13 protein-coding genes are annotated in these 17187 nt (G+C 66.5%); 9 read left to right on the top strand and 4 right to left on the bottom strand.

Annotated features, from left to right (window positions below; translation table 11 throughout):
- From HWN72_RS18115 to HWN72_RS18105, 3 genes are all read left to right on the top strand, one after another.
- On the top strand, window positions 1–543 hold a 543-nt coding region (locus HWN72_RS18115; RefSeq protein ID WP_211150922.1), incomplete at its 5' end, for a TolC family protein.
- Between the two features lie 9 nt (window positions 544–552).
- A complete protein-coding gene (locus HWN72_RS18110) occupies window positions 553–1227 on the top strand; it encodes a response regulator transcription factor (RefSeq protein WP_008830052.1) in 675 nt (224 codons plus the stop codon).
- A gap of 13 nt (window positions 1228–1240) precedes the next feature.
- A complete protein-coding gene (locus HWN72_RS18105) occupies window positions 1241–2587 on the top strand; it encodes an ATP-binding protein (RefSeq protein ID WP_211150921.1) in 1347 nt (448 codons plus the stop codon).
- Window positions 2588–2595: 8 nt separating this feature from the next.
- Here HWN72_RS18105 and HWN72_RS18100 read toward each other — a convergent pair whose 3' ends face one another.
- Window positions 2596–5019 (bottom strand): TonB-dependent receptor domain-containing protein, encoded by a 2424-nt coding sequence (locus HWN72_RS18100; RefSeq protein ID WP_211150920.1) that lies wholly within the window; start codon window positions 5017–5019, stop codon window positions 2596–2598.
- Between HWN72_RS18100 and HWN72_RS18095 the strand changes: the two genes are divergently transcribed.
- The 6 genes from HWN72_RS18095 to HWN72_RS18070 all read left to right on the top strand — a co-directional run bounded on the left by HWN72_RS18095 (window position 4976) and on the right by HWN72_RS18070 (window position 13374).
- On the top strand, window positions 4976–5494 hold the full coding sequence (locus tag HWN72_RS18095; protein WP_155986478.1) for a hypothetical protein: 519 nt from the start codon (window positions 4976–4978) through the stop codon (window positions 5492–5494). The two genes, HWN72_RS18100 and HWN72_RS18095, sit on opposite strands and share 44 nt — an antisense overlap.
- Before the next feature lie 90 nt (window positions 5495–5584).
- Complete coding sequence (locus HWN72_RS18090) at window positions 5585–6928, top strand: CitMHS family transporter (RefSeq protein ID WP_069709467.1); 1344 nt, start codon at window positions 5585–5587, stop codon at window positions 6926–6928.
- 4 nt (window positions 6929–6932) lie between these two features.
- Window positions 6933–8093 (top strand): efflux RND transporter periplasmic adaptor subunit, encoded by a 1161-nt coding sequence (locus HWN72_RS18085; protein WP_036528393.1) that lies wholly within the window; start codon window positions 6933–6935, stop codon window positions 8091–8093.
- Window positions 8094–8099: 6 nt separating this feature from the next.
- Entirely contained in the window at window positions 8100–11255 is a 3156-nt protein-coding gene (locus tag HWN72_RS18080; protein WP_036528391.1) for a multidrug efflux RND transporter permease subunit, read from the top strand.
- A gap of 5 nt (window positions 11256–11260) precedes the next feature.
- The gene (locus tag HWN72_RS18075) at window positions 11261–12667 is read left to right on the top strand and encodes an efflux transporter outer membrane subunit (RefSeq protein WP_081799147.1); all 1407 of its coding nucleotides are present in this window, start codon (window positions 11261–11263) and stop codon (window positions 12665–12667) included.
- Between the two features lie 65 nt (window positions 12668–12732).
- Window positions 12733–13374, top strand: a complete 642-nt coding sequence (locus HWN72_RS18070; RefSeq protein WP_036528388.1) for a YjbE family putative metal transport protein — start codon at window positions 12733–12735, stop codon at window positions 13372–13374.
- 45 nt (window positions 13375–13419) lie between these two features.
- Here the strand turns inward: HWN72_RS18070 and HWN72_RS18065 are convergent, their stop codons facing one another.
- The 3 genes from HWN72_RS18065 to HWN72_RS18055 form a co-directional block, all read right to left on the bottom strand.
- The gene (locus HWN72_RS18065) at window positions 13420–14637 is read right to left on the bottom strand and encodes a PstS family phosphate ABC transporter substrate-binding protein (RefSeq protein ID WP_008828742.1); all 1218 of its coding nucleotides are present in this window, start codon (window positions 14635–14637) and stop codon (window positions 13420–13422) included.
- Window positions 14638–14749: 112 nt separating this feature from the next.
- Window positions 14750–15814 carry an ABC transporter substrate-binding protein gene (locus tag HWN72_RS18060; protein WP_036528386.1) on the bottom strand — a complete coding sequence of 355 codons (1065 nt, stop codon included), beginning with the start codon at window positions 15812–15814 and terminating at the stop codon, window positions 14750–14752.
- Window positions 15811–17157, bottom strand: coding sequence for a sensor histidine kinase (locus HWN72_RS18055; RefSeq protein WP_051587063.1), 1347 nt, complete (start codon window positions 17155–17157; stop codon window positions 15811–15813). The genes HWN72_RS18060 and HWN72_RS18055 overlap by 4 nt, the downstream gene beginning before the upstream one ends.
- Between the last annotated feature and the right edge of the window lie 30 nt (window positions 17158–17187).

The following is a 17187-nucleotide window of genomic DNA, read 5'->3' as shown; positions in this document are numbered from 1 at the left end:
CTGCTGCGCCGCCCCGACGTGCGCGAGGCGGAGCGCAAGCTGGCCGCCGCCAGCGCCCGGGTGGGCGTGGCGCGGGCGGACTTCTATCCCAAAGTCAATCTCGGCGGCGCGCTCGGCCTGCTGGCGGGCGGGTTCGATGCGGTCGCCTCGCCGCTGATCAGCTGGGCTTTCCCCAACATGGCCCCGGCGCGCGCAAAGATGGCGCAGGCCCTCGCGTTCGAACAGGCGGCGCTGGCCGGGTGGGACGTCGCTATGCTCAAGGCGCTGCGCGAGGTCGAGACCGGCCTCGCCAGCTACGATGCGGAGATGCGCCGCAACCGTGATCTTGCCGAGGCAGCGAGCCAGGCGCAGGCCTATGCACGGCGCACCGCCGCTCGCGTGCGCTATGGCGATGCTGCAGGATTGCTGCAGGTCGATGCGGAGCGCACCCTCGCCACCGCCCGGCTCGCCCGGGTGCAGAGCGACATGGCGCTCGCACAGGCAGAGGTAACACTGTTCCGCGCGCTCGGAGGTGGCTGGCGCGGCGGGGCGCAGGCGCGCTAGGCTGGCAGCATGCGAATCCTGATCGTCGAAGATGACCAAGACACCCTGCGCTTCATCGCCAAGGGGCTGGAGGAGGCGGGCCACGCCGTCATGCTCGCTTCGGACGGGACCGAGGGGCTATACCATGCCGCCGGTGGCGGGTTCGACGTCGTCGTCGTGGACCGGATGCTGCCGGGGCTCGACGGGCTCTCGCTGCTCAAGGCGCTGCGGGCGACCGGCGATGCGACGCCGGTGCTGATGCTTACCGCGCTCGGCAGCATCGCCGACCGGGTGAACGGGCTGGAGGCGGGCGCGGACGACTACCTCGTCAAACCTTTCGCATTCTCCGAACTCAGCGCGCGGATCAATGCGCTGGGGCGGCGCACCCACGCCCGGATCGAGGCGCGGCGGCTCAGCGTCGGCGACATCGTGCTGGACCTCGACAGCCGCACGGTCGAGAGGGGCGGCAGGCGCGTGGCCCTGCAACCGCGCGAATTCAGCCTGCTGGCCGAACTGATGCGCAACCCGCGCCGGGTGGTGACGCGCACGATGCTGCTGGAGCGGGTGTGGGATTTCGACTTCGATCCCAAGACCAACATCGTCGACACGCACATGAGCCGGTTGCGCTCCAAGCTGAACGCCGGGTTCGAGGAGGACGCGATCGAGACCGTTCGCGGCTCGGGCTACATGATGCGGCCCGGATGATGTGGATACTGTGATGTTGGGGAAGGCATGGAAGACGACGACCGGGCTTGTCGCCATCGTCGGTCTCGTCTTCGCGCTGGCCATCGTGGGGATCGGGGCGATCTCGTATGAAGTCACGCACGAGGCGCTGGAGCAACAGCTCGACCACCGCATCTCCGCCGAGACCGCGGGGTTGCTGGCGGAGGCGCACAGGCACGGACTGCCCGCGATCGCCTCCGCCATCGAGCGGCGCGAGGCATCCCGGTCCACTGCAAGCCTCGACTACCTGCTTGTGGACGAGGCAGGGAACCGGGTCGCGGGAAAGCTGCAGGCGCAAGTGCCTTCGAAAGTCGGGTTCGAGGAGTTCCTGCATTATCGCAAGCCCGGCGAGCCGGACACCGGCATTGCGCAGGCGCTGACGACGAAAGTGGCGGGCGGCATGCTGGTGGTTGCAGCCGACCGTTCCGGCCTCGACGAGATCGACCGCACGCTTGCTGCCCTTTTCGCAGCGGCCCTTGCAGCATTGCTGGTGGTCGGCGCGGTCGCTGCCGGGATCATCGGCTGGCTGACGCAGCACCGGCTGGAGCGCATCGACGCGACCGCGCGGGCGATCATCGGCGGCGACTTTGCCCGGCGCGTCCCGCGTGACGGATCGGGCAGTGAATTCGACCGGCTCGCGGGCACTCTCAATGCGATGCTGGACCGTATCGAGGGGCTAATGGAGAACTTGCGGCAAGTCTCCAGCGACGTCGCGCACGACTTGCGCACGCCTTTGACCCGGCTGTGTTCCAGCCTCGACCAGGCCGCGCAGGAGAGCGATGAGGAGGTCCGATCGGAACGGCTCGAAAGCGCCCGCGCGCAGGCAGCCGAACTGCTGGAGATCTTCTCCGCCCTGCTGCGCATCGCCGAGATCGAGGGCATGAGCGAGCGGCTTCCGCGCGAACGCCTTGACCTCTCCACGTTGCTCGAAAGGATGGCGGAGAGCTATCGCCCCGATTTCGAGGACAGTGGGCGTTCGCTGCACCTCGTACTGGTGCAGGAGATGCAGGTGGAGGGCGACCGGCGCCTTCTCAACCAGGCCCTTGCGAACCTGCTCGACAACGCCTTGCGGCACACGCCTGCGGGCACCGGCGTGACGATCAGCGGCGAACGGGTAAAGGGCGGGGTGAAGGTGACCGTCGCCGACGACGGGCCGGGGGTTCCGGCGCAGCACAGAGCCCGCCTGTTCGACCGCTTCGCCCGCGCGGAAGCGGCGCGTTCGACGCCGGGGCACGGGCTTGGGCTGGCAATGGTGCGGGCTATCGCCCTGGCCCATGGCGGCGATGCCCGGATCCTCGACGATCGGCACGGCTTTGCCGTCGAGATCAGGATCCGGGGGTGACGAGCAATTCAGTACCGCAGCTTCAGGCTCAGCGAGAATGTCTGGCCGAAGTAGCTGGTCTGCGCAGCGGCATCGGCGACAGGGCGGTAGAGCACTTCGTGTTCGTTCGTCAGATTCAGTGCCGCCAGGCGAAGCTGCATGTGATCGTCGATCCGGTATGATACGTAGGCGTTGAGGTAGTTGGTCGGCCCCAGCACACGGTTGGCCGTCAGGCCGGTGGGGCGCAGGAAGCCCGAGCGATACTCGTATGTCGCGCCGATCCCGAAGTTGCCCTTTTCCCAGCTTCCCGACAGGTTGACCGCGTGCTTCGACAGGCCCGGTACGCCCGATGGCGGCACGAACAGGTAGAGCGGATTGGCCGGGTCGGTGGCCGAAGGATCGTTGAAGCGGAAGTTGCTGTCGGTGAAGGAATAGCTCGCCTCCAGCGCCAGTCCGTCCAGCGGCGCGGGCAGCATCGAGAAGGTCTGGCGCAGCGATACGGCGGCGCCGCGGATATAGGACTTCTTCAGGCTGTCTGCCCGCAGCGCCGGGTTCAGCACCGGGCCGCCGGGCATGATGAGGTCACCCGGCCAGGCCGAACTGCTTAGGAACTTGTAGTAGGCATCGAGCGAAATCGCGGTGTCCGGCGCGGGGCTGTAGCGCAGGGAAAGGTCCATGTTCCATGCCTTGACAGGGTCCTGCCGCTCGATCGTGCCCGAAGGACCGGCGATGACGCGGCGCAGGTTGAACCCGTCGATCGCGCTGCGCAGGAGCGTGCGGTACACCGAGCCTTCGATCTCCAGCCCGCGTCCCGCTTCCACGACGACGTTGGCGCTCGGCAGGAAGTCCACGAGCGAGCCGGAGCGGTCGATGATCGGATCGGGGCTGCCGGTATAGCGCGCCACCCGCGTCGTGCGGCGGGTCTGGGTGACCCGAAGACCGATGTTGCCGTGGACCGGCAGGTCGGCAAGCTCGCCCTTGAAGTTACCCATGATGTAGCCGGCAAGGATCTTTTCCGAGACGTCCTGCTCGCCGCCCGACTTTCGGGCGAGAGGGATGTCGTAGTCGGTGTTGCCGGTAAAGGCGGTGTAGAGGCAGGCCGGGTCGAATACTGCCCAGCTGTTGATGTTGGTGCCGCTGTCGGCGAGGAAGTCGGTCGTGATCGGGCCGCGGCGGCAGCTGGCGTTGCCGGCCTGCACGTTCGCTTCCGGGATGCCGTCGCTCTGGTAGGTCAGCAACTGGCCATGGCGCTTGTGCTCGGAGTAGCGGGCACCCAGCCGGATCGTTTCGAGCAGGCCGCCAAGCTCGTAGATGACGTCGGTGCGCCAGGCCTTGATCGCATCCCTGCGCGTGTCGCGCCCGCGCCTTGCGGCGGCGGAGGCGGTGAACAGGCTGTGATCGCTCAGATCGATCGGTGTCGCGAACTCGATATAGGGGACGCCGCCATGGCTCAGGTCCAGCGTGTAGCCGATGCGGCCGCCGGGGCCGACCAGGTCGTTGGTCGAGGCGCTGGCCGAGATGTCGGTCTGGCTGCGCTCGGTGCGCGAATAGGACAGATCGGTGCGGATTTCGAGCCGTTCGGTCGGACGGAACCGCACGTTGATGCCGTAGCCGGTGTACTTCTCGTCACGGGTTCGGGCGAAGCCCAGCGATTCTAGCTTGGTCTCGCCGGAAAAGCGCAGCGGCGCGCCGCTCGGGGCGATTTCCAGCGGGGTGAGCGAGCGGAAACCTTCGGTCAGCGCGAATTCGCTGCGATAGCGCGACTGGATGCGGCTGGACCGTTCGCCGTCGATCATGATGTCCCACTTCTCGTTGGGCTGCCACTGGATCGTCGCGAAATAGGCGCGCTGCTCTTCGTCGGAGCGCTGCTGGCGGAAGGTGTGCGAACCCGTCGGGAAGTAGAGCGCATTCGTCGAATTGGGATCGTACGTGCAGTTGCCGCTCGCGGTCGGGCCTATGCTGTTGCACGGCTTCACGGCGGTGGTGCCCTTGTAGAAGTCCTTGGGCAGGAAGGAATCGTTCAGCATGACGCCGGCGGAGAAACCGATGCGCCCGATCCCGGTGTCGAACTGATCGACGTAGGAGGCGGAAAGCCTGCGCCCGGGCGATTGGCCGGAGCGGTCGGCGTAGGACGAGTATATGCCCCTGAGGTCGGCCTGGAAGCGCGCCTTCTTGAGGTCGAGCGGTCGCAGCGCCTCGCTGGTGGTGAGGCCAAACAGCGCGCCCTCGACCTGGTCCGCCCCGTAGAAGCTGCGGTAGCCGACTTCCTTCTGCAGTTCGATCGGGAACTGGCGGAAGGAGATGTCGCGGAAATTGTTGGAACCGGTGATCTCGCGGCCGTTGAAGGTCGAGAAGCCGAAGAACGGCCCCATGTCACCGAAAGTGCCGTCTTCGGCCGGGTTTTCGAAGGTGACCGACTTCTTCGATTTCTTCTTCGTCTTTTCGATCAGCACGCTTCTGGTCGACGACTCTCCGGGGATCTGCGGACCAGCGATCGCGACGGTCTGGTCCGGCGGCGTCACTGTCTGGGCCTCGGCCATGACTGGATGCCATGCACCCACCGCGACACAGGACAGCAACGCAAGGCGCGCCCTGGCCTTGCGTGCGGCAAACGAAACCTTGCTGCGGCTGGCGTTGAACAGATCGGCGGAATCCGGCTGGCCGTACATCGTGTTAAGCTCCTCTCCCCCTCCCGGCGCCTTTCTCTTGATGGCGTGCCGGGCATGCGCTCCCAAACGCATATTGGATGAGCCCTTTTCGCGGCTGATCCTGTCAATCAGCCATCATTGCGCTGCAGCATCACTAAAAATGTTTCCGCTTGTTTGCTCGATAGCGAACAGAGCGGGAGAAAATCAAAGGATTACGCCGGCAATTCGCCTGCACATTGCGGCGGGCCGCACGATTTTTGATGGTGCTGCGCTGCAATGACGGCTCGCTGACAGGATTTCTCGCCAGAACGGCACACCACAACCGATAAGGTCGCGCGCCGATGCGCCGACCAGGGAGCGGCAGGCTAAGATGGCAAGCGATACACTTTTGACCGTGCTCGGATTTGGCATGGTCGTCACCTTCATGACCCTCATCATGCTCAAGCGGCTGTCGCCGCTGGTGGCGCTGACCCTGATCCCGATCGTCTTCGCGCTCGTCGCGGGGTTCGGCGGGAAGGAGCTGGGCGACATGATGCTGGCCGGCATTACCAAGCTGGCGCCGACGGGCATCATGCTGATGTTCGCGATCCTCTATTTCGGTCTGATGATCGACGTGGGCCTGTTCGATCCGGTGGTGCGGCGCATCGTCCAGGTTGTCGACGGCGACCCGGTGAAGATCCTGGTCGGCACGGCGGTGCTGGCCACCGTGGTTTCGCTCGATGGCGACGGTTCGACGACCTACATGATCACCGTCGCCTCGATGCTGCCGCTCTACCGGCGCATCGGCATGGACCCGCTCAAGCTCACCTGCGTGACCATCCTTGCGGGCGGCGTGATGAACCTCACGCCCTGGGGCGGCCCTCTGGCCCGCGCGGCGAGTGCGCTGCATGTCGAGCCGGGCGAGGTCTTCATGCCGATGATCCCGGTCATGGCGATCGGCGTGCTGGGCGTGATTGCGCTCGCCTATATCCTGGGCAAGCACGAGCGTGCACGCCTCGCGGCGACCGGCGGCGCGCGCCTGCCCGAAAGCGCCGTCCCTGCCGGGCTCATCGAGCCGACCGACACGGCCGACGCCGCGCTGAAGCGCCCCCGCCTGCTGTGGTTCAACGCGCTGCTGACGATCGGCCTGCTCGCCGGGCTGGTTTTCGCGGTGCTGCCGCTCTCGATCATGTTCATGATCGGCTTCGCCATCGCCATTCTTGTGAACTATCCCCGCCTCGAGGACCAGCGCGCGCGGATCGCCGGTCATGCCCGCAACGTCATCGCCGTCGTCTCGCTGATCTTCGCGGCGGGCATCTTCACCGGCATCCTGGGCGAGACCGGCATGGTCGAGGCGATGTCCAACAGCCTCCTCGCGCTCATCCCGCCGCAGGCCGGTCCGTTCCTCGCCCCGATCGTGGCGCTGGCGAGCCTGCCTTTGACGTTCTTCATTTCAAACGACGCGTTCTATTTTGGCGTCCTGCCGGTGGCGGCGAACGCGGCGCATGCTTACGGCATCGCGCCGCTGGAGATGGCCCGCGCCTCGCTGATCGGCCAGCCGGTGCACCTGCTGAGCCCGCTGGTCCCCTCGACTTACCTGCTGGTCGGCCTTGCCGGGGTCGAGTTCGGCGATCACCAGAAGTTCACGCTCAAGTGGGCGACGGTGATCTGCGTGCTGATGCTCGTCGCCTCGCTGGGCCTCGGCCTGTTTCCCTTCTTCGGCGCTCAAGGGTAAGGCGATGACGCGCATCGTCGTTGGAACCGGGCTGCTTGCCCTCGCGCCCGCCTGCCTGCTCCTGTCGTCCTGCGGCAAGGACGAAGGCAAGAAGGACAAGGCGCCGCCGACCGTCGGCTTCGTGGTCGTCCAGCCGACCAGCGTGCCCGTCGACACCGAACTGGCGGGCCGCGTCAGCGCGCTGCAGATGTCCGAGGTGCGCCCGCAAGTGGCCGGTATCGTGCGCCGCCGCTTCTTCAAGGAAGGCAGCCTGGTCACCAAGGGGCAGACCCTCTACGAGATCGACCCGCGCGTCTATTCGGCGGCGGTGGACGAGGCCGTGGCCAACCGCAACAGCGCGATGGCAAGCGCCGATTCCGCCCGGGAACTCGCCGATCGCTACAAGCCGCTCGCCGACATGGAAGCGGTGGCGCGGCAGGACTACGTCAACGCGGCGGCGCAGGCCCGCCAGACCCGCGCCGCCGTCGCGCAGGCACAGGCGCGCCTGCGCTCGGCCCAAGTCAGCCTCCAGTTCACCCGTGTCCCCGCGCCGATCTCAGGCCGCATCGGCCGCTCGCTCTTTACCGAGGGCGCACTGGTCACCGCCAATCAGGCCGAGCCGCTGGCGGTGATCCAGCGGATGGATCCGGTCTTCGTCGATATCCAGCAGTCGAGCGCGGAACTGCTGCGCCTGCGCCGCGCGCTTGCCGATGGATCGACCCCCGGCGACGCCTCCGTGCGGTTGAAGCTGGAAGACGGCAGCGACTACGAGTTGCCCGGCAAGATCGCGTTCTCCGAAGTCATCGTCGATCCCACCACCGGGACGGTGACCTTGCGGGCATCGTTCCCCAACCCCGACGGCGTGTTGCTGCCGGGCATGTTCGTGCGCGCCCGCTTCGTCCAGCAGGTCAATTCCAGGGCCTTCCTGATCCCCCAGCAGGCCCTGCGCCGCGATCCTCGGGGCGCCGCCAGCGTCTACGTGGTCGAGGGTGACAAGGCGGTGGAGCGCAAGGTCGTCGTGCCTTCCGCGCAAGGCACCTCTTGGGTCGTCACCTCGGGCCTCAAGCCCGGCGACAGGCTGATCATCCAGGGCCTCGGCAATATCCGGCCGGACATCGCCGTGAAGCCCGTGCCCGCATCCGAGCCGCAGAAGGTGGCGCCCAAGAAGACGAAGAAGGGCGCCTGACCCGCCATGTCGAGCATCTTCATCAAGCGGCCCATTCTCGCCTGGGTCATCGCCATCCTCACCATGCTTGCGGGCGGGCTCGCGATCGCCGGGCTGCCGATCGCGCAGTACCCGGACGTCGCCCCGCCGCAGGTAAACATTCGCGCCAGCTATCCCGGCGCCAATGCCGAGACGCTGCAGAACAGCGTCACGCAGGTCATCGAGCAGACGCTGACCGGCGTGGACCACCTGCTCTACTTCTCCTCCACGTCGAGTTCGCGCGGGCAGGCCGTCATCACCGCGACGTTCGCGAAGGGCGTCGATCCCGATACCGCGCAAGTGCAGGTGCAGAACCAGGTGCAGCAGGCGCTGCCCCGCCTGCCGACGCAAGTGCAGCAGCAGGGGCTGCGCGTCACCAAGTCCAATCCCGACCTGCTGATGATCGTCACTGTCTATGACGAGACCGACCGGCTCACCAATCAGGACGTCTCCGATCTCCTGACCTCGCGCGTGCAGGACACCGTCGCGCGGGTCAGCGGCGTGGGCGACATCGACGTCTTCGGCGCCCCCTATGCCATGCGCATCTGGCTGATCCCGGAGAAGCTGGCGAGCTACCAGCTCATGCCGTCCGACATCATCAACGCCATCCGCAAGCAGAACACCGAAGTGGCAGCGGGCGAGATCGGCGGCCAGCCGCAGCCGCGCACGCAGATGCTCAACGCCACCGTAACCGCGCAGTCGCGGCTCCAGACCCCGGCGCAGTTCGCCGCGATCATCGTCAAGACCCAGCCGAGCGGCGCGACGATCAGGCTGGCCGATGTCGCCCGCGTGGAACTGGGCGCGGAAAGCTACCAGACCGTCAGCCGCCTGAACGGCCACCCCGGCGCGGGCATGGCGATTTCGCTGGCACCCGGCGCGGACGCGCTGAAGACGGCCGAAATGGTCAGGGCGGAAGTGGAGAAGGTGGCGAAGACCTTCCCGCCGGGCATGCAGTACGCCTACGCCAACGATGCGACCGACTTCATCACGCTGTCGGTGGACGAGGTGGTCAAGACGCTGATCGAGGCGATCGTCCTCGTCGTCATCGTCATGTTCGTGTTCCTCCAAAGCTGGCGCGCCACGCTGATCCCCGCGATTGCGGTGCCCGTGGTGCTGCTCGGCACCTTCGGGATCATCTATCTGGCGGGCTTCTCGATCAACACGATGACGCTGTTCGCGCTCGTGCTGGCGATCGGGCTGCTCGTCGATGACGCGATCGTCGTGGTCGAGAACGTCGAGCGTCTGATGGAGGAGAACCCGTCGCTGACGCCAAGGCAGGCGACGTTCCAGTCGATGAAGGAGATCCAGGTCGCGCTGGTGGCGATCGCGGTCGTGCTGTCGGCGGTGTTCCTGCCGATGGCGTTCTTCGGCGGATCGACCGGCGTGATCTATCGCCAGTTCTCGCTCACCATCGTCGCCTCGATGACCTTGTCGGTGCTGGTGGCTCTGATCCTCAGCCCGGCGCTGACCGCCACCCTGTTGCGGCAGAAGCACCGCGGTGAGGCGCGCAAGGGGGCGCTTGCGCGGCTGCACCGGATTGGCGACAGGTTCAACGCCGCGATCGAGAACGGCACGCAGAGGTATCTTTCCGGCGCGCGCACGGTGCTGAAGCGCAAGTGGGCTTCGCTGGCAGTGTTCGCTCTGATTTCCGCCGCGCTTTACGGCCTGTTCGTGATGCTGCCGACCGGTTTCCTGCCCAACGAGGACCAGGGCATCGCCCGCGTCCGCTTCGAACTGCCGCCCGGCGCGACGCAGGGCCGCACGCTGGAGGTCGAGAACGAGATCGAGCGCTATTTCGCGAAATACGAGAAGGACAACGTCGATCTCATGCTGCTCAATGCGGGCGGCGGCGGTGCTTCGGGCCAGAACACTGGGCAGGGGTTCCTCAACCTGACCGACTGGGCGAAGCGCAGCGGCGAGGAGAACACCGCCGACGCCATCACCAAGCGGGCGACCAAGGCGTTCAAGAGCCTGCGCGATGCCAAGGCGGTCGCGCAGGTTCCGCCCTCGATCCGCGGTCTTGGCAAGTCGGCGGGATTCACCATGCTGCTGCAGAACGCCACCGGGATGCCGCAGGCCGAATTTGCGGCTGCCCGCGCGAAGCTGCTCGAGCTGGCCTCGTCCGACCCGATGCTGAACGCGGTGACGGTGACCGAACTGCCGGACGTCGATACCTTCAAGGTCGACGTCGACCAGCAGAAGATCGCCGCATCAGGCTTGGATCAGGACGACGTCAACGCCACGCTGGCCACGGCATGGGGCGGGCGCTACGTGAACGACTTCATCGACCGTGGCCGGGTCAAGCGCGTCTATGTGCAGGGCGACGCCCCGTACCGCGACGAGCCCACCGACATCGACCAGTGGTTCGTCCGCGCGCAGACCGGCGCAATGGTGCCGTTCTCCTCCTTCGCCAGTACGAGCTGGTCGGTGGTCCCCACCAGCCTGTCGCGCTTCCAGGGCCTGCCTTCGTTTGAATTCTCGGGCCAGGCGGCAAGCGGGTACAGCTCGGGCCAGGCGATGGATCGCATGGAACAGCTCGCCGCCCAAATCCCCGGCACGACGGTCGCATGGTCGGGCCTGTCCTATCAGGAGCGGCTGTCGTCGGGTCAGGCGCCGATGCTCTATGCGCTGTCGCTGATCGTCGTGTTCCTCTGCCTTGCGGCGCTCTACGAGAGCTGGACGATTCCGCTTGCGGTGCTTTTGGTGGTGCCTTTGGGTCTCATAGGTGCCGTTGTGGCCGTCAGCTTGCGCGGCCTGGACAACGACATCTACCTTCAGATCGGCCTGCTGACGACGATGGGGCTGGCGGCGAAGAACGCGATCCTGATGATCGAGTTCGCGGAACAGGCGGAAAAGCGCGGCAGCAGCGTGATGGAAGCCGCCTTCGAGGCTGCGCGCGTCAGGCTCCGCCCGATCCTGATGACCAGCTTCGCCTTCATTTTCGGCGTCCTCCCGCTCGCGCTTTCCACCGGCGCGGGCGCGAACAGCCGCATCGCCATTGGCACCTCTGTCGTGGGCGGGATGATCACCGCGACGATCCTGGCGATCTTCTACATCCCGTTCTTCTTCGTGCTGGTGCGGGCAGCCGCGCTCAAGCTGGGCGGCAGGGAGCATCCCGCGCGGCCGCAGGAGGAAATGGCATGAAGCCTATGAAATTCGCCCTGCCGCTGCTGCTTTCGGCCTGCTCGATGGCGCCGCGGGATGTGGCGGTAGCGCCGCCGGTGCCGGAAACCTGGCCGAGCGGGCCGGCCTATGGCGCACCGCAAGCTGCCTTGCCCGAAACAATCGGTTATCGCGGCATCTTCGCCGACCAGCGGCTGCAGAGCCTGATCGAGCAGGCGCTGGAGAGCAACCGCGACCTCAAGGTCGCCGCCGCCAACGTCATGGCGGCGCGAGCGCAAGTTCGTATCCAGCGCGCGGAGCAATTGCCCCAGCTCGACCTGACCGCCGGTGCCACGCATACGCGCAGCAACAACGGCACCCTGGGCAATCAGGGCGCCGCGACCGGCGGGCAGGTCCGATCGCGTACGAGCTATTCGGCGCAGCTGGGCATCACCGCCTTCGAACTGGACCTGTTCGGCAGGCTGGCATCGCTGAGCGAGGCCGAACAGAATCGCTATCTCGCAAGCGAAGCGGGCGCCCGCGCCACGCGGCTCGCGCTCGTGGGGGACATCGCGGACGGCTGGCTGGCCCATGCCGCCGATGCGTCGCTGCTGCAGGTCGCGCTCGATACCGTCGCCAGTGCGCAGCGGACCGTCGCGCTCACCCGTGCGCGCCTGGACGGGGGCATCGCGCCGCGCTCGGACTTGCGACAGGCGGAGCAGATCCTCGCCACCGCCGAGGCGGACGTTGCGAGGCAGCGCACCGCGCTGGCGCAGGACATCAACGGTCTGCAGCTTCTCGTCGGAGGCCCGATCGCGAATGACCTGCTCCCCGACCGGATCGAGCAGGCCGCGCAAGGCGTAAAGGAGGTCCCCGCAGGGGTGGATTCCCGGGTTCTGCTGCGACGGCCCGACGTCATCCAGGCCGAATACCTGATGCTTGCGGAAAATGCCGAGATCGGCGCCGCACGGGCAGCCATGTTCCCCCGCATCTCGCTCACCGGCCTGCTGGGCTTCGCGAGCAACGCGCTCTCCGGCCTCTTTACCGGCGGGGCGTTTCGCTACTCGGGTTCGGGGGATGCCAGCTATGCCATCTTCCAGGCGGGCGCGGCGAAGGCGGGTGTTCGCCTCTCGCAGGCACAGCGGGATGCGGCGCTGGCCACTTACGAAAAGTCGATCCAGTCGGCCTTTCGCGACGTGGCGGACGGGCTCGCACGGCGCGGCACGATCGACGCGGAAATGGCCGCGATCCGCCGTCAGGCCGTGGCCGCCGAAGATGGCTATGCGCTTGCCGATGCCCGATACCGGCGCGGCGTCGATACGTTCCTTTCCAGTCTCGTCGCCCAGCGCGCCGCCTATTCCGCGCGGCGCGACATCGTCGCCATAGAACTGGAGGCCGCGAGCAACCGCGTCGCGCTGTTCCGTGCCCTCGGCGGCGATGCCCGCTGGGAATGACGGCGCGTAACCGCTTTTCTTACTGACTTCCTGCCCCGAATTCCTGCGAGGTGATCCCCTTGTCCATGTTCGATACCATGGCGTCCGACGCCATGCATCTGGCCGACCCCGTCATGCTGGCATCGCTCGGCCAGATCGTGCTGATCGACGTCGTCCTTGCCGCCGACAACGCCATCGTCGTCGGGGCGCTGGCGGCGGGTTTCTCGCCGTCGCGGCGGCACCGCATCATTCTCATGGGGATCGCGGCGGCGCTGGTGCTGCGCATCGTTTTCGCACTTGCGGTGACGCAGTTGCTGCAGGTGACGGGACTGGTGTTTGCAGGCGGCCTGCTGCTGCTCTGGGTCGGCTGGAAATTCTGGCGCGAACTGCAGGCATCCGGCGACGATGCGGAGATTGCGGCCAAGCCGGCAGCGCCCAAGTCCTTCGCTGCAGCAGCGGTGGCCGTCATGGTGGCGGACGTCAGCATGAGCCTCGACAACGTCCTGGCCGTGGCCGGAGTGGCGCGAGAGCATCCCGGCCTGCTCGTTACCGGGCTGGTGCTATCCGTGGTGCTGATGGGCGTGGCCGCGAACTTCCTGGCGCGACTGATTGAGCGGTATCGCTGGATCGCCTATATCGGCCTTGCCGCCATCCTCTTCGTGGCGCTGCGTATGATCTACGAAGGCATTCTCGATCCCGAGCGGGGCCTTGCCGCGTTTCTGCAATAAGGCAGCAGCTCCGGCGGCGCGATGCACCGCCGGAGCCGTTGGACCTCAGTCGATCGCGTCGAGCTTGGCCAGCTGTTCCTTCGCGGCCTCGGGGGTGAGGGGCAGATACTTGCCATCGGCCTGCACCGCCGCCTGGCCTTCACGGCTGAGGACGTAGCGCAGGAATTCCTTGACCTTGGGGTCGATCGGCTTCCCCTTCTGCTTCTTCACGTAATAATAGACGTCGCGAAGCAGCGGATAGCTGCGATCCTGCACGGTCTTGAGCGTCAGCGGAACCGGGGCGCCCTTGCCGGTTGAGAGGGCGAGGACCTTCCCGCCGGGCTGGGCGAAGGGCATGCCGGTATAGCCGATGCCGTAAGGGTCGGCAGCGACCGCGTTCATGATGAGTTCGCCGCCCGCCGTCAGCGATCCGTCCTTCTTCAGCCCGGTGATGTTCGAATAGGCGCGCAGGTCCTCGTTCCACTTGGACGATCCCTTGAGCACCTTCTTGTCGATCTCGTCCTGGAAGTGGTACTTCGCGTTGTAGCCGTAGACGTGGATCGGCTTGTCGGCCCACTTGCCTTTAAGGCCCAGCTGCCCCCAGGTCCGGATGTTCTTCTCCGGTCCGCGCGCCCAGTCCGTGCGCCAGGTCAGTCCGTCCCAGCCGCCATCGCGCCGTGCGCCGAAGATGCCGTCGAGCTGCTCCATGCTGAGCGAGGCGAGCGGGTTGTCCTTGTTGACGAAGAAGCCGAGCGCATACGTCCAGCCGCGCACGTCGAAGCTGCCGGTGGCCATGACGATCTCGACCAGTTCGGTCGAACTCGCGCCGTCGTCACCGCCGCCCGCGCCTTCGCGCTCGAAGCCCTTGAGTTCGTCCCACAGCGCCTGACGGCCCATCGGCGCGAGGTCCGCGACGTTTGCCACCAACCCGGGGAAGCCGACGGCGGAGGAGTAGAGGTTGTCGGAGAACTGGATGCCGGGCTGATGCTTCCTGAACTCGGCTTCCCAGACATCGACGAGCCCGGAATCCTTGATGTAGTTGTTACCCCACTGCCGGATCGTGCCCGAGACCTGCTGCTGCGGCTTGTAGGATTCGAGCCCGGAGATATCGAACTGGGGCTCGTAGAATTTCTTCACCTTGCGGATCTTGGTGCCGATCGCACGGGCCTTCGACAGGGCGTCCGCATCGCGGGTGGTTTCCGGCTGCGCGCCTTGCTCGGCCGCGATCGAAGCCGATGGTGCCGCCGACAGCAACAGCGCGGCAGTCAACGCCAAAAATTTCATGGTATCCTCTCCTGACAATGGCGACACGATACGTGCCTGCCGGTCAGGATGGCAGTTCAACCTATCATCCACCTGACATTGCAGCGCAGCAACGGCGTGACGCGGGCTTTCTTCAGGGGGACTGCCGTTCCATCAGGCTGTCCCAGTTTTCCAGCAGGCGCCGTCGTTTGTGTTGATCGAGGTAGACCAGCAAGCCCGGCCCAAGCGGCACCGGACGGACGATGCCCGATTCGGTGATGCCGATGCCGCCGGTGACCGCATCCTCGCGGATGCCGTAGAACCCTGTATTGCGCGAGAGCGCGCGCTGGCCTTCCGGCGAGAGCAGGAATTCCAGGAAGGCATGCGCGCCCTGCGGGTTTGCCGCGTTGCGCGGGATGACGGCGGTGCGCAGGATGGCGAGGGTGAATTCGTGCGGGAACACGATCTCGAGCGGCGCCCCAGCAGCCTGCCGCCGCCGCGCGTAGCTGCTCAGGCTGTTGTAGGACATCGCCAGCTCGCCCCGGTCCAGCCTGCGGAAGATGGCGGAACTGTCTTCGTCGAGGAAGACCCCGCTTTCACCGAAGGCACGGAACAGGGCACTCGCGTCGCCGGACTGGCGATAATCCTGCGACAGCATCAGGTAGCCGGTGCCGCTGCGGCGAGGGTCGAAAGTGCCGATCCTGCCGCGCCAGAAAGCGGGGTCGGCTGCGATCGCCTCCAGCAGTTCGGAACGTGAGCGCGGGATGGTGCGACCATGCATGACGTTCGTGTTGAACACCATGACGATGGGCTCGAAAGTGACGCCAAAAGCCTCGTTGCGCCAGCGTGCCCAAGGCGGGAGCGCGGCGGCATTCTGCGAGACATGAGGACTGGATGCACCATCGTTGACGAGCTTGACCTGCAGATCCATCGAAGTGCTGAGCGTGAAATCCGCCCCGCTGCGCCTTTTCGCCAGATCATCGGCGACCTTGCGGTAGATGGAGAGGCCGTCCATCTCGTGATACTCGATGGTCGTCGAAGGATTTTTCTGGTGAAATGCCCGGATGGCCGGAGCGAGAAGGCTCTCCCCGCTGGTGCCCAGCACGATCACCTTCGAGCGCGGAGCCCTGCCGCCGTGCGAAACCGGGAAGATGGTGGCGGCAAGCGCCGCCGCGACCGCCAGCACGACGACGGCAATGATGACCGGTCGCCTGCTCATGCCTCTTGCACCAATGCCGGAATGCCGATGCGCACGATGAGACCTCCGCCTGGCCGGTCGAGCAGTGCGATCGTCCCTCCATGGCTGTTCACCGCGCGGCGGGCGATGGCGAGGCCCAGACCGGCACCGCCACGGGGCTGCGCGCCCTGGACGAAGCGCTCGAAACTTGCCTCCTTCATAGGGTCCGAGATGCCCCGGCCCCGGTCCGCGACGTCGATTAGGTAAGTCTCGCCCTCCAGGCGAAGGCCGAGTTCGGCTTCACCTCCTCCATGGACCCAGGCATTGTCGACGACGTTGCGCAGCGCTTCTGCAAGCATGAGCGGATCGCCCTGCGCCGGGGCTTCGTCGATCGCAATCGTCAGGTCGCACGTGCCGTCCTGGCGAAAGGCGGTCATTTCATGGACGGTTTCGCGCACCACGTCGATCACGTCGAACCGCTCGGAAGCCAGCGTGTCCGAGCGATGGCTCATCGTCGCGTCGCTGAGCATCTGGTTCACGAGCCGGGTCAGCTTCGCTGCATTGCGCTCGACCGCGTCGAGGCTGCGGCCGAGATCTTTCGCATCCGCCCGGTCCGCGACCTGCGCCTGCGCCCGGATCGCGGCGAGCGGCGTGCGCAACTGATGCGCGGCCTCGCCGACGAAACTGCGCAAGGTGTGGATGTTGAGCCGCAGGCGCTCCATGAAGCCGTCGATCGCGGAGACTAGGGGCACCACTTCGGAAGGGACCGGGGCGCTGATCGGATGCAGGTCGGTCGGCGCGCGGGTGGACAGTTCGTCGCCGATCCGTGTGAGCGGGCGCAGGGCATGGCCTACCCCGAACCACATGATCAGCAGGCCCACGATCGTCATGAAGGCGATCGGGAAAAGCGACCGGAGCACGAGTTCATGGACCAGCGCGCTATGGGCGCGCCGGGTCTGGCCCACCTCGACCCAGACCGGACGCAGGTTCGAGGGCGCGTCCACGCTTGCCAGCTTGCGCCCGACGGTGACGAAACGGACTGGCTCGCCGCGATAGTCCGCAGTGAAGAACGTCGCATCGGGGCGATAGGCGCTGGCGCGCGGGGCGACCGGGGACAGCGGGAGATCGCCATAGCCGGTGACGGTGTGCCCGGCGTCGTCGAAGACACGGTAGAACACGCGATCCTCCGGGGCCGCGCCGAGCGTTTCGAATGCCGAATACGGTATGTCGACGTCGAAGCCGGCGTTGGTCACGACGAGCGTTTCCGCGATGGAGCGTCCCGCGCTGGCCAGCAGCCGGTCGTACAATCTGTCCGCAGCGGTGCGTCCGAACGCGAACGCGGCAGCGTAGAGCCCCAGCATGCCGACCAGGAAAAGCGCCGCCATGCCCGCCGCAAGGCGCAGGCGGAGCGAGAA

The sequence above is a fragment of the Novosphingobium sp. HR1a genome (genome assembly GCF_015594425.1).
Lineage (GTDB): Bacteria > Pseudomonadota > Alphaproteobacteria > Sphingomonadales > Sphingomonadaceae > Novosphingobium > Novosphingobium resinovorum_A.
Note: the sequence above shows the minus strand (reverse complement) of the source record. Positions and strands in the feature narration are given on the sequence as shown.